General features: G+C 33.1%; 14 protein-coding genes. All 14 read right to left on the bottom strand.

Going from position 1 to position 13,417, the window contains the following annotated elements; genetic code table 11:
* Window positions 1–287 precede the first annotated feature (287 nt).
* The 14 genes from QO263_RS03875 to QO263_RS03815 all read right to left on the bottom strand — a co-directional run bounded on the left by QO263_RS03875 (window position 288) and on the right by QO263_RS03815 (window position 13,039).
* Window positions 288–1,757 (bottom strand): methyl-accepting chemotaxis protein, encoded by a 1,470-nt coding sequence (locus tag QO263_RS03875; protein WP_285626664.1) that lies wholly within the window; start codon window positions 1,755–1,757, stop codon window positions 288–290.
* 14 nt (window positions 1,758–1,771) lie between these two features.
* Entirely contained in the window at window positions 1,772–2,281 is a 510-nt protein-coding gene (locus QO263_RS03870) for a PDC sensor domain-containing protein (protein WP_285626662.1), read from the bottom strand.
* Window positions 2,282–2,491: 210 nt separating this feature from the next.
* Window positions 2,492–3,112, bottom strand: a complete 621-nt coding sequence (locus QO263_RS03865) for a histidine phosphatase family protein (protein WP_285626659.1) — start codon at window positions 3,110–3,112, stop codon at window positions 2,492–2,494.
* 248 nt (window positions 3,113–3,360) lie between these two features.
* A complete protein-coding gene (locus tag QO263_RS03860; RefSeq protein ID WP_285626656.1) occupies window positions 3,361–4,182 on the bottom strand; it encodes a GNAT family N-acetyltransferase in 822 nt (273 codons plus the stop codon).
* Between the two features lie 188 nt (window positions 4,183–4,370).
* Window positions 4,371–5,039 (bottom strand): aminotransferase class IV, encoded by a 669-nt coding sequence (locus QO263_RS03855; RefSeq protein ID WP_352169701.1) that lies wholly within the window; start codon window positions 5,037–5,039, stop codon window positions 4,371–4,373.
* 27 nt (window positions 5,040–5,066) lie between these two features.
* Window positions 5,067–5,285, bottom strand: coding sequence for an aminotransferase class IV (locus QO263_RS18985; protein ID WP_352169349.1), 219 nt, complete (start codon window positions 5,283–5,285; stop codon window positions 5,067–5,069).
* 151 nt (window positions 5,286–5,436) lie between these two features.
* Entirely contained in the window at window positions 5,437–6,027 is a 591-nt protein-coding gene (locus QO263_RS03850) for a pyridoxamine 5'-phosphate oxidase family protein (protein WP_285626653.1), read from the bottom strand.
* Between the two features lie 52 nt (window positions 6,028–6,079).
* Window positions 6,080–6,721 (bottom strand): lactate utilization protein, encoded by a 642-nt coding sequence (locus QO263_RS03845; protein WP_285629190.1) that lies wholly within the window; start codon window positions 6,719–6,721, stop codon window positions 6,080–6,082.
* 185 nt (window positions 6,722–6,906) lie between these two features.
* Window positions 6,907–7,356: a hypothetical protein gene (locus QO263_RS03840; protein WP_285626651.1), complete on the bottom strand. Its 450-nt coding sequence runs from the start codon at window positions 7,354–7,356 to the stop codon at window positions 6,907–6,909.
* Window positions 7,357–7,517: 161 nt separating this feature from the next.
* Complete coding sequence (locus tag QO263_RS03835; RefSeq protein WP_285626648.1) at window positions 7,518–9,128, bottom strand: ABC transporter substrate-binding protein; 1,611 nt, start codon at window positions 9,126–9,128, stop codon at window positions 7,518–7,520.
* A gap of 152 nt (window positions 9,129–9,280) precedes the next feature.
* Window positions 9,281–10,243, bottom strand: coding sequence for an oligopeptide/dipeptide ABC transporter ATP-binding protein (locus QO263_RS03830; RefSeq protein WP_285626644.1), 963 nt, complete (start codon window positions 10,241–10,243; stop codon window positions 9,281–9,283).
* A 9-nt stretch (window positions 10,244–10,252) separates the two neighbouring features.
* Window positions 10,253–11,209 (bottom strand): ABC transporter ATP-binding protein, encoded by a 957-nt coding sequence (locus tag QO263_RS03825; RefSeq protein WP_285626641.1) that lies wholly within the window; start codon window positions 11,207–11,209, stop codon window positions 10,253–10,255.
* 10 nt (window positions 11,210–11,219) lie between these two features.
* On the bottom strand, window positions 11,220–12,059 hold the full coding sequence (locus QO263_RS03820; protein WP_285626638.1) for an ABC transporter permease: 840 nt from the start codon (window positions 12,057–12,059) through the stop codon (window positions 11,220–11,222).
* Window positions 12,060–12,073: 14 nt separating this feature from the next.
* The gene (locus QO263_RS03815) at window positions 12,074–13,039 is read right to left on the bottom strand and encodes an ABC transporter permease (RefSeq protein ID WP_285626636.1); all 966 of its coding nucleotides are present in this window, start codon (window positions 13,037–13,039) and stop codon (window positions 12,074–12,076) included.
* Window positions 13,040–13,417: the final 378 nt, after the last annotated feature.

Here is a 13,417-nt window from a genome sequence, read left to right as displayed (position 1 = left end):
AGCAAATAAACTAACTCAAGAACTAAGTCAACTTCTACCTTTAAAGCTTTTATCCAAATAAAAAATCAGCCCTCTCTCTTTTTAAGAGTCGAGGGCACATTTTTTTGAGGCAAAGGCTATGGTTTTGCCTTTAATTAACTATGCTTTCTGCATTCACAGCATTCTAGCAATATCTATATGCAATATGATAACCCGTCTATTCAAGATCTTCCATACAGAAAAGACTAACACTAGTGTTAGTCTTTTCTGGGAGTAATATATCTAAAAAGATTTATTGAAATTTTTACTTAAAGTTTGAACTTACTGACTAATTCATTTAATTTTTCAATTGTTTGGGCCAAATTATCTGCATTATTAGATATGGTCTCCATAGTTGCAGCCTGCTCTTCTATAGAGGCTGATAATTCCTCTGTAGAAGCAGCTGTTTCTTCTGTTATTGAAGATATGCTTTGAATAGCTAGTACCACATCTTCCTTGTTTACATCTACATTATTTAGACCCTTGCTCAGCTTATTTGTAGCTTCAATAGAAGTTAATATGGAGGAAATTATCTCTTCAAAAGCCTTCATGGATTGATCTAGAGTTATATTTGCATCATTTATCGCTTTCTCTGAGGTGTCCATATTTTCTTTTGTAATCTCAACCTCTGATTGTATGGAATGTAATATATCCTCTATATTTCTAGTGGCATATCCAGTTTGTTCAGATAGTTTTCTTATTTCTTCAGCTACTACAGAGAATCCTCTGCCTGCCTCACCTGCTCTAGCTGCTTCTATTGCTGCATTTAAAGCCAAAAGGTTTGTCTGCTCCGAAATATCCATTATGGTATTTAATATACTTCCAATGGAATGAGATTTTTCTAATAGAGAGTTAACGTTTTCTGCAACCATATTAGTAGATTTATTTGTTATATTAAACTTCTCTACCATATCATTCATTGCCTTTGAACCTTCTTCACTTATTTTTTGAGCATGCATTGAACTATCTACAACTATTTCACCATTTTCTACTGCCAATTTTATTTCGTCAGCTAACTTTTCCAGCTTTACTGAACCATTTTCTGCATCCTCAGCTTGTTCCATAGCAGCTTTTGCTAGTTCTTCTACGGTTTTCGCTACTTCATTTATAGATTGACTGGTTTCTTGAGTAGCTACAGTTAAGCTGCTAGTATTATTCACAACGTTTTCTGTAGTCTCATCTATAGCTCTTATAACTTTTCTCATTTCCTCTCTCAAAGTAGATGTTGCCTTAAATATGGCCCCTACCTCATCTTTTCTATTGAAAATTGCCCTTATCTCATTTGTTTCTTCTATATCTGTTAAGTCTAAATTAGCAGTTGTATTTAATATATCTGTAGCAAATACTATTGGGTCAGAAACCTTTTTACCTAAAATAAATGCTATAGCCACCGACAATATGGTTGCTACTATTATAACCCCCAATATAATATAGACAGTATTATACATATCATCTAATACTTCTTTTTTTGGTATAGTCAAAATTATAATTTTATCATCATATAGCTTTGAAAAAGCCATAATTTTTGTTTCACCACCAAAGAAAGTATCTATTATACCAGAACCTTTACTTTCTATTTCATCTGCAATATAACTATATTGACCATTGCTAATAGTTTTAAAGTTACTGTCTCTATCTAGGGTAGGATGGACTATATAATCATAATCTTTGTTGAGCATAAACGCATAGCCTGTATCGTATAGCTTAATATCCTCTACATGCTTCTTTAATTCTTCCACATTCATATCTGCTCCTATTGTTCCAATAGGTGTATTGTTATTATAGGCATTGAATACGACATCACATTTACGTTAACATTGTTAACATAAAAGTCTCCCCATAATGCCTTGCCTGCCTTTATAGCATCATAATAGAAAGAAGCTGTCGGATCATCTTGACTTTTTCCGGCAACATTAGTTGGTATGGAATGTATCAATTTTCCATTTTCATCTACTGCAGCCCAAATCCCTTCTGACCTACCGGTGTATCTAGGATCAAAAACTATGTATAATCCTGCACTTTTCTCAGTCTCTTCAGTCATCTTTTGAACTATAGGACTTAAAATTGTACTACTATACTCCGAGAGATATCCTTCCTCGTACAATCTCGTTTCATCAATAGTCCCCTTCACTATCTGATACATGTTAGAAACTATGGTTTCATAAACTACTAAATCCTCATTGAATTCTTTAGCGTGTGCCTCTCCCGTAACAAAAAGACTGTTTTTTGCTTCCTTCTCAATTACATTAGTACTTCTAATCATACTGGTAGCTCCAACAACTATAGACGTGGTAATAGAACAAATTAAAACCGTTAATATGATTCTTGTGCTGATCTTTTTCATCAGTTTAACCTTCTTTCTTAAGTGTTCTTGTATAGATATCATCGGCACTTTTGGTCATTTTGTTCACTCGTTTTGCTCTTTTGATTATATGGAAATTTATGGGTCAATGCAATTAACATGGAACTGATACTAATCATTCACCTGTAAATGTTCCTGCATATTAGAAAAAACGATTATTTTTTTATCATCCTTTATTCTCCACAAATGAACTCCTGTATCCCCTGAAGCTAACCATATATTAGTATCTATAGGTAAATTGAGAAAGCTTCTGTACAACATAGTTGTCAACCCTCCATGAGATACTATACATATAGTAGTTTTGTCCTCCCTATCTTTTATGGAATGTAGCAAATTAGCAAGAAAATACTCTGCCCTGCTTCTTAAATCTATCAATGATTCTCCTTTTTCCACTGCTTGAAAGTACTTCCTTCCCCCTTCTGGTTCAGGATAATTACGTTTGACTTCTTCTCTTAGAAGTCCTGCTAATACTCCATTGTTGCACTCCATCAAATCTTCGTTAAAAACAACTGGTTGATTCATCTTATGTCCTATAATCTCTGCTGTTTCTTTTGCCCTTTTTAAGGGACTACTTACAATCATATCAAAAGTATATCTTTCCTTTAGCCATTCGGACAATTTTTCTGCTTGCTCTCTGCCTAAATCAGTTAAAGGAAAATCTGCTCTTCCTTCATGTCTGCCTTCAATATCTGCTAAAGATTGTCCATGCCTGATCACTACTAATTCAATCATATTTATCCCCCTTGTCTTCTTTTATAATACTGCTATACTTTATTTAAATCATATATATAGCTTTGATGCTCTTTTGCTTGGCAATAATGTCTGTAAAATATATGTAGTATTTATATTTGGACTATCTGATAGCCTTAATCCTCTCTATAATCATTATAAACTAAATTTAATATATAAAAAACCATAGTTCCAAGGTAATTCCTTTATCTTGAAATTATGGTTTCTTGTTAAAGTAGTTTTTGGGGTTGTTACTTAAGTCTTATTATTAAATAGTCATCGTAGTGTTCAAACCCCAAGGCAGTATAAGCCATGACAGCAGGTGTATTATTCTTTTTAACAGAAAGGGTTGGTATCTTACCTTTGCCAATGATTCTCCTACATATTTCGGAAACTATTGCCTTGCAATATCCCTTTCCCCTCTCTTCTTTAGCTGTATAAACACTACCAATCTGATTGATTTTAGGCGTATATGTCTGTATACATGCTTGAGCTACCATTTTACCATCTTTTTCTGCAATAATAAATTCTTCTTCATCGCCTCTTTGTAATAAAGTTTTCCTAATATCTTCTCTAGTTGTGACTTGATTAAATCCATTTTTCCGTGCATCTAGAACAAAGTCTATTATTTCATCATTAATCGCTTCATTTGCATCTATAAAATTTATCCTCTCTAATGTATAAGGTCTAAAATTTTTATTTATAAAATAAGAGCATTCATCATACTCCTGAATTTCTTTATGGCCTTCAATTCTTTCATACAATGGTCTTATTACTTTACTCATGCCTAATAAAAACTCAAAATGCTTACTTTTCATGAGGTCCGCAAATGAAGGTATGGCATCCTCGTCTTCAAAGTGGGGTATACAACTGCCAAGATTATAAAATGGTAATATACCTTTTAATACTTCTTCTTTGAAGAATCCATAGTAGTCTGCACATCTTCTTTTATCTTGTATATTATCAATTCCAAATTCAATGACATTGCCATATAAAAATGATGTCTCGATTTCATTCCTTTTAAGATATTCTAGAATTATCTTTTTATCAGATTGTGTAAGTAATCTAATCATTAATATCACCTCCGCTAAAATAAAAAAACCCACAGAATCACTAGTGATAGTGACTCCGAAGGGTTATAGCCATTCGTGTAGGGCTCTGTAGCCCCTATGCTGCTCACATGTCAATGTTTAAGCATACTCACTTTTTATGTATTATTACATATGTTTTCCATACTGTCAATATGTTTTTTCATTTAATCTCAATACACAGGGGTATTGTAACTGCTGTACCTAGGATTATTTCCTTGCACTGTTTCAAAATAAAGCTGCTCAAGCTTTTTAGTAATAGGTCCTATTTCTCCATTACCAATTTTTATTCTATCAATTTCCGTAATTGGTTGTATCTCAACAGCAGTGCCTGTAAAAAAAGCTTCCTCAGCCAAATATAGCTCAGGTCTTGGTATACTCCTAATAACAGTATTAATACCTAGCTCTTCTCTTGCAATTCTCATTATTGTATCTCTTGTAATCCCTTCAAGTATATCATCAGTTACTGGGGGAGTTACCAGAACTCCATTTCTAATTATAAAAATATTTTCTCCTGGACCTTCTGAGACATTTTCATTAATAGTTAAAAATATAGCCTCATCAAATCCATTCTCCAAGGCTTCGGTTGTAGCAAGAGCAGAACTCAAATAACAAGCAGTCGCTTTAGTCATTGGAGGAATCATATTCTGCATAACTCTTGTCCATGAGGAAACACATACGCTAATTGCTTTCTTTTCTGATATTTCTCCCATTGGTAAACTATAAATAAGAAGTGCATTTTCAGGATAAAGTAAATTCGCAGATTCTTCATTTGAGTCCTTATACGCTATTGGTCTAATATATACCGTTGTATAGTATTTGTTAAGCTGTAAAAGTTTTATTGTAATATCACAGAGCTGCTGAGGAGTTTAAGGAATATCAATCCTTAAAACCTTACACGACTGTAAGAGCCTAAAAAAATGGTCCTGCATTCTAAATACATAGAGCTGCTGTTTTCCTTCATTCCAGTAAGCTCGTATTCCTTCAAAGCATGCAAGGCCATAGTTAAATGCTACATTTCTAACTCCTATGCAAGCCTCGTTTTCTCTCATAAATTGGCTATTGAAGAAAACAAAATTATTATTCAACTTATATCCCCCTACAATGCATTGTCACTATTATAAATATTAGACTTTCTACTCTTTTATTCAACTTTTATTGTATCTATATACTCACAGGGTTTCTCCTGTAAATACTTCCAGAGTCTTAACTAATGTTTATTATGATTAGACAATAATATTACTCCATTCTACCCCATTTCATTTCTTTACCATGTATGTCATATTTCTTTCTTTTTGCCTTTATTTCTTCTATTGATATTCTATATACATTGGTTATTTTTAATCCTGATTTAATAGCCACCGCAAAGTAATCCATCTTTGTTGGAGTATATTTTTCGCATAGTCGCCTCATGGCTTTAACTTTTTCTTCTTCATCTTCTACTAGCTCTATTTTTCCTTTTACAACAGCAGATTCGTATTCTGTTGTAAAAACCTTGCTAGTAAGTGATGCTGCCTTGGATTCATCCTTCATAATCTCGTCTAATTCCTCTTTAGCATAGTTTTCTGGAATTTTTGTTTCTCCTATAAAGGCTATACTTACATTAGGATTATTCTTAAATACCTTCACCTTTTTTCCGTCCATTGCTGAATGAAAATATAAGGTATTTTCATTTCTTACAATGGAAAGAGGAATTCCATAAGGTTCATTATCCTCGTCAACCATAGATAGAACACCATATTTAGACTTATCTATGATTTCAATACCAAATTCCCTACTCATTTCCCTATCTTTTCGTCTCATGTCTGTATGAGCTTCTTTCCAATTCATTTTAACACACCCCTATTTACCTTGATAATTGCCTTAATAGTAATACATTCCGTTAATATCCCAGTTGTTTTCCAACAATAATTATTTTTATCCTGCCTTTAATAAACTGACCTTTAATAATCACAAAATCATTACATATTCTATTTGGACTTTTGCAATCTACGCAATATCCCAAAGTAGTGCAAGGTGTATCCTTGCCCAGCCTTTTTGCATCTATTGGAGCCACGTATTGTCTAACTCTTTTCTCTGCTTCTTCAATATCACGGACTATTTTGTTTATGCCTACAACTAAAATGACCTGCTTAGGTCCATATATCATTGGTGCAACTCTACTTCCATTACCATCAATATTATATAATTCACCACTTTCGGTTAAGGCATTGGTACTACACATGAAAATATCAGCAGAAAAATTTTTTATATATATTTCTCTTTTTTCTTCACTTGTTATTCCCTCTCTATATTTATCAAGGAAAGTTAATTTGCCTTCTCTAAGAAAGTCTATGACTCCTGTTTCAAAAAGCGTTACAGAATCTCCCACACCTACTGATACGTTATCAGGAATAAGTTCCTTTAATAATTTAATTAATTCTATTTCATCCTTAACCAAGTATCCTTCCATATTTCGTTTTCTTAATCCCTCTATTGTTCTTTCAATTTTCTTTTCCATATACCAGGTAATGTTTTTTTCCATTTCCTCATCTCCAGAGCTCATACTTAAATCCTTATCTACATAATAATCATTCCAAAAATGCATTTTTCTTAGAACACCATCATGAATCCCTCCAAAAGTGCTCAATAAATCATCTATATCTTTTTCTAGGCAACCTCTTTCCAATCCATCTTATTATCCTTCGACATTCCTGCTATTTTTGCTTTCTATAGAGATTTTTCGTCCAATAACCATGGCAGCATAACTTCAAATTCCAATTGAATGACTGGCCTCGGAAAATTCTCTGGTACAAGGTCTAAATCTTCACTAAACGTAAAATCCACATTATCAACTTTAATAGTATTTAATTCATCCCATTTTTCCTTTTTATTACTTGGTCTTTTAACTATTTCACCCACCAAGTGATAAAAGCCCATATATAAATGCTCATCAGTATCAGTTTCAAACTCCATAAACTCCCCTTCTTTTTGAAGATCAATCCCTAACATCTTATAAAAATTCGACACTTCTTTTGAAAAGGTTTCACAGGCCTTTATATAATTCCTGCAATAAGCACAATTGCAGCCTTCTTCAACTGATATGTTGTCGTAGTATTCTTTTGTCTTTTCAGGGTCTATTTTAAATACCCAATTTTGCAAACTTACAGTCTTCATCATAATGCTTATTCCTTTTTTTCCCTTGTAAATTTTATTCTTCTCGCCTGTCTGTGATCATCAATAAATATACCCATATTTTCCTCATCTATAACTTGGATCTTAGAATAATATTTTAAATAGACAAAATGAGGGACAATAGTTTGTCCCTCATTTTATCTAAATTATTTGTCTAGCCATATATAAGTATATTCTGATTCTGACGCTTTTTCCACAGCTTCACCTGCTGGATGACCTTTTACATAAGATTTAACAACTATCTTTGCTCCCTTTTCATATAAAAATATATTTGGAAGATCCTCTGATAATATTTTTTGTATTTCTTTATATATAGGTGCCCTGTCTTCTTCTGAAGATAAAATTACCCCTTGTTTCAATAATTCTTCTACTCTAGGATTATTATATTCCCCTAGATTCATTGAAGTACCTACACCAATACGATTTCCTATTGCTGATATATCTGGTCCTTGGTATCCACCAAGCATTGTCAATTCAAAATCACGTCCAAACCAAACCTTCTCATCATAAGCTGCATCGTCCATTGCATTAACTTGTAGGTCTATGCCAAATTCTTTAAAATTTGATTTAAGAACTTCTACTATATCATCAAATCCAGGATAAGTATCCACTGTTGTAGTGAAATATATTCCATTATCATCAGCCTTATATCCTGCTTCTTCAAGTAGAGATTTTGCTTTTTCAATATCCCTCTCTGGAAGCTTTGCATCTTCATTTATTGCCCAATCATAAAGAGGTGATATGAAATATTCTGCTTTTTCACCAATGCCTTTTAATGCCTTAGTGAAAATTTCATCTCTATCTATACCATAAGCTACTGCTTGTCTAACCTTTAAGTCAGCAAATTTACCTTCATTTACATTAAAATGTATATATCCTTTGTTTGGCCAAAGCTTATCATATATTACATAATCCGGATTATTTTCAAATTCACTAAGCTCATTAGCAGGGACACCATTTTTATTTTCGTCAGTTTCTCCATTTAACCATGCTTGATAAGCAGTACTCTGCTCCGGAATTATGGAGAACACTACCTTATCTAAATATGGTTTATCTCCCCAATATTCATCATTTCTTTCAATAGTTACACTTTGTCCCTTTTTATGCTCTACAAATTTAAATGGACCAGTACCTATAGGACTTTGATTTGCAGGATTTTCTAACCAATCAGTTCCTTCATATATATGCTTTGGCATTATATATGTTCCAAACCATGCTATATATCCTAACAATCCTGAATTAGGTCCTTTAAGCTTAAATACAACTGTATTTTTGTCAGGACATGTAATTTCTTCAATATCTGAAAGTGATGCTGAAGCAAAGCCCTTTTCCTTTATTATCTGGTCAAAAGTCCACTTTACGTCTTCTGAGCTAAAGTCTTCACCATCATGCCATTTAACATTTTCTTGTAGATAAAATGTTACAGTTTTAGCATCTTCGGAGAATTCCCATTCCTTAGCAATATCTGGAACTACTTGATCATATCCATTAATCTTTACAAGCTTATTGAAAACATTTTGAATCACCGGATATGCACCGTCATCAGAATGAGCATCAGGATTATATGTCTGAGGCTCTCTAGAAACACTTGCTATAAATGTTCCACCTTCCTTAGGTCCAGATGAAACTTCTGGTTCAGGGTTAACTTTTGATACATCTTCTGTCTTGTTAGCTTCTGGTGCTTCATTTTTCTCAGTGCATCCTGTAAATAGTCCAAAACATAGAACTATAACAAGAAATAAGGATATTTTTCTCATTTGCTTTCCCTCCACTTTTATATGTAGTATATTTCCTTATGCAGCTTGATTAATTATTTTATATCAAGCTAATCCAATGAATTTCTTTGTCATTGGAATACCCTTTCACCTCTGCTTTCATTTTTTATTTATTCAATTAAGGAATTAATTCCTTAATTAAACAAATAAAAACAGCTTGCATAGTGGTTATCTCCTACCTCTTCCATAATAGGATATGATTTGCTACACTCTTCACCTGCTTTATAGCATCTCGGAGCAAAATAACATCCTGGACCTGTATCAATGGGAGTAGGAGGTTCTCCCTTTATTCTAATTAAATCTTTATTATCAAATGGGCTTATGGATCCACAGTTTGAAATCAATGCCTTTGTATATGGATGCCTTGGATTATGTATTACATCGTCTGCTTGCCCAATCTCTACTATTTTCCCTAAGTACATTACTGCAATCCTATGGGATATATAACGTGTCGTTGCAATATCATGACTTATAAATATCATCCCAGCCCCTTGCTCCTCAGTGAGCTGCAGCAATAGATTTATTATATCTGCACGAACTGACACATCTAGCATGGATACAGGCTCATCAGCAATAATAATCTTGGGGTTTAACAGCATAACTCTAATTATGGATATTCTTTGAAGCTGCCCCCCAGAAAGCTCATGAGGATATCTTAAAAGATAGTCCTTTGCTGGTCTTATACCTGCTTTCTCCATAGCTGATATACAAATATTTATTCTTTCCTCCTCAGAATTCCCTATGCCATGTATTTTTAACGCAGTAGTCAATATCCTTTTAACATTATCTCTAGGGTCAAAGGTATCAAATGGATTTTGAAAAATCATTTGACAATCTCTCCTAAACTTTAAATCTTTATTTTTCGATATGTATTCAATAGGCCTGCCTTCAAATTCAATAATTCCCTCTGTAGGGCTCTCTAAAGCAACTAATAATCTTCCCAAAGTAGATTTACCACAGCCAGATTCACCTATTATTCCTAATATGCTTCCTCTTTCAAGGGAAAAGCTAACTCCATCTACAGCCTTGATGGTTTGTTTCTTTTTTTGAATATACCATTTCCTTAAATCCCTTACTGTTATTAAATTAGTCGTCATATTCACCCCCTACCCTACTAAATGACATGCTACCTTCCAATCGTTTGATAGCTCTACTGTCTTTGGCTCACTGACAAAGCATATATCCATAGACTCTTTGCATCTATCAGCAAAGATACAGCCCTCATGTACTGCACTAAGATCTGGAAAAGAACCTGGAATCCCCTTTAACTTGTTTCTCTCTCCTGTAAGAGATGGATAGGAATTCAAAAGCTCCATAGTATAAGGATGCTTAGGAAAACTAAGAACATCTTTCACATATCCCGATTCAAGAAGATAACCTGCGTACATTACTGCAACTTTTTTACATGTTAAAGATACTACTGACACATCATGAGTTATCATTACCCTTGTCAATTTTAGCTTTTTTTCAAGCTCCATTATCTCCTCAAGTATCTGTCCTTGTGTCACAACATCTAAAGCAGTTGTTGCCTCATCTAATATCAATAATCTCGGGTAATGAAGTAAGCTAAGAGCTATACTGACCCTTTGCATCATTCCCCCTGATAATTCATGAGGATAAAGATTATATACTCCCTCTGAGAGATTCACAAGATTAAATAGTTCAAATATCCTCTTTTTAATATCCTTATCTGTGGCATGTGCCTCATGAATTTTATATATATCATTCATTTGAAGCCCAATTTTATGCACGGGACTTAGTGAATTCATTGATTTTTGGAAAACATATGCAATTTCCTTCCACTTTATTTGTCTCAATCTTTCTTCATCTATTCTTAACAGATTAGTCCCATCAAATATAATATCTCCCGTTATCTCTGTTGTTTCCTTGGGAAGGAGACTAAGAATCGACATGGCAAATGTTGATTTTCCTGACCCAGATTCACCGACTATTCCAACAGAATCTTCTGATTCTATATTCAAAGATAAATCCTTTACTGCTTTAATTTCCTTCCCTTTAACTTTATATACAATATTTAGATTATTTATATTAATTAATGACATTTCATCCTCCTCAGTTTTTCCCATTAAATTTAGGGTTTAACAGACAATTCATTCCTTCTCCGATTAAATAAAAGGAAAGCACTGTACATACAATTGCCAAACCGGGAAAAGTACATATCCACCAGCTACGGGGAAGATATACTTTTCCATTTGCAATTATTTTACCCCAGCTTATAACGTTAGGGTCTCCAAGACCCAAGAAGGATAAGCCTGCCTCGGATAATATTGCAGACGATATTGCCATGGTGGAATCTGCTATAATCGGGAAAATTCCGTTAGGTATAATATGCCTAAACAATATCCTAATATTACCTTCACCAATGGTTTGAGCACTTTTTATAAATGTCCTTTCTCTTAGTGATATTGCTTGGGAACGCATCAATCTTGCAGTGCCTGTCCAGCTTGTTAATGCCATGATAACTATTATATTGGTTAAACTACTGCCATAGATTGCAATAATAATTAGTATTAGAAAAAAAGTAGGCAGCATTAAAAAAATATTTATTATCTCGGAAATTATTTTATCAGTCTTTCCCCCCAAATATCCCGCAATACCTCCTATTAACGTCCCTATAATCGACGATATAAAAGCAACTATAATTCCTACCTTTAGTGATGTTCTAGCACCCCAAACTACCATGCTAAATACATCCCTACCTAAACCATCAGTACCAAAAATATATTTAGCAGAAGGTCTTGCAGTTAAATCATCGTTTAAAAAATAAGGGTCATTAGTAGCAATAAAGGGGGATAGTATCGCTACTAAAATCAATATTATAAGAATTGTAATACCAATCAATAGTTCCTTAGTAGAGCATATTTTCTTCAATATACATTGCAAATTCTTCATAACATAGCACATCCTTATTCAAACCTGATTCTTGGATCTATTAATGCATAGATAATATCAGTAATAATCATAACTATACAAATAGATACGGAGATCATCAGATATACACCTGTCAGCAAAGGATAATCCCTTTTCATTATTGCATCCATAATAAGTCTCCCCATACCAGGCCATGCAAAAACTATCTCTATCAAAGCTACTCCACTAATTATAAATGCCAAAGATAAGCTAAGTTTTGTAATAGTAGGAATTATGGCATTTCTCAATACATATTTATTAAAGATCTTATTCTCTTTCATTCCTGCCGCTCTTAAAGTCAAAATAAAATCCTCTGACATAGTCTGTAAAACTGAGGATCTGGATATTCTGAAATACATTGGCATCTGAATTATAAATAGAGTACTGACCGGTAAAACCATATGCTTTATAACATCTAAAACACGAGCAAACCCTTGATGATCAGCTCTTAAATCATACATTCCTGAAGTAGGTAAAATTCCAAATTTAGATGCAAATATAAGTATCAAAATTAATCCAAGCCAAAAGCTGGGAATAGCATCAAAAAGATAGCAAGCACTACACATAAGCTTGTCAAATATAGACCCTGCTTTCCTTGCTGCATATACACCTAAGAATGTTCCTACTACAACTGACAATATAACCCCTGTTAAGGTAAGTAAAATTGTGGCAAATAACTTTTCACCAATTAACTTTGACACAGGCTCATTGCTCATATATGAATATCCAAGATCACCTTTTAATATATTTTTTATGTAATTGACAAACTGGATTGGAATCGATTTATCTAATCCATATTTAGCTGTTAAGTGTTCTATAAGCTCTGGATTAGGATTTTCTGTACCTGCTAAAACCTTTATAGGATTTCCTGGAGCATATCTAATCAAAAAAAAGGTTAAACAAAAAGAAAATAATATTGTCAAGATTCCAGTAGTTATACGCTTTCTAATATAATCTCTCATAGTATTTCCTCTCCTATTAGGTTCCATTTATACAGATTATTCTAAAATGTCTGATAAGTTTTTGACAATTTCTTTTTCCACTGAGTAGTATAACACTTAATCCTCCCTATGTTAAATAGGATTTATCTATTCTAAAAGTTTTCTTATACATTTTAATAATAATACTCAAATTACCACTCATATAATTTTTATATCTATACCTTGCAAATAAAATTTTTGAAATAAAAAAGCCATTTCCTATATGCAACATTGCTTATTTTTTTAAGCAAATCACTATAGAAAATAGCATTTTAAGTTTAATTAACTTTTTGTTAGTTTTCTTTACTCTTAATATTATCTATCGTACACATCAAAATGAAAATCTTTTGGTATAAATGA

Origin of the sequence: Proteiniborus sp. MB09-C3 (assembly GCF_030263895.1) — a bacterium.
Taxonomy (GTDB): domain Bacteria; phylum Bacillota; class Clostridia; order Tissierellales; family Proteiniboraceae; genus Proteiniborus.
This window is presented reverse-complemented; position numbering and strand designations above follow the sequence as displayed.

Coding starts and splice junctions, on each gene's coding strand:
- QO263_RS03860 (WP_285626656.1), bottom strand. CDS start 4,182: ATGATTAGATTACTTACACAATCTGATAAAAAGATAATTCTAGAATAT.
- QO263_RS03820 (WP_285626638.1), bottom strand. CDS start 12,059: ATGAAGAATTTGCAATGTATATTGAAGAAAATATGCTCTACTAAGGAA.
- QO263_RS03865 (WP_285626659.1), bottom strand. CDS start 3,112: ATGATTGAATTAGTAGTGATCAGGCATGGACAATCTTTAGCAGATATT.
- QO263_RS03870 (WP_285626662.1), bottom strand. CDS start 2,281: ATGATTAGAAGTACTAATGTAATTGAGAAGGAAGCAAAAAACAGTCTT.
- QO263_RS03850 (WP_285626653.1), bottom strand. CDS start 6,027: ATGAATTGGAAAGAAGCTCATACAGACATGAGACGAAAAGATAGGGAA.
- QO263_RS03830 (WP_285626644.1), bottom strand. CDS start 10,243: ATGACGACTAATTTAATAACAGTAAGGGATTTAAGGAAATGGTATATT.
- QO263_RS03845 (WP_285629190.1), bottom strand. CDS start 6,721: ATGGAAAAAAACATTACCTGGTATATGGAAAAGAAAATTGAAAGAACA.
- QO263_RS03825 (WP_285626641.1), bottom strand. CDS start 11,209: ATGTCATTAATTAATATAAATAATCTAAATATTGTATATAAAGTTAAA.
- QO263_RS03815 (WP_285626636.1), bottom strand. CDS start 13,039: ATGAGAGATTATATTAGAAAGCGTATAACTACTGGAATCTTGACAATA.
- QO263_RS03835 (WP_285626648.1), bottom strand. CDS start 9,128: ATGAGAAAAATATCCTTATTTCTTGTTATAGTTCTATGTTTTGGACTA.
- QO263_RS03840 (WP_285626651.1), bottom strand. CDS start 7,356: ATGATGAAGACTGTAAGTTTGCAAAATTGGGTATTTAAAATAGACCCT.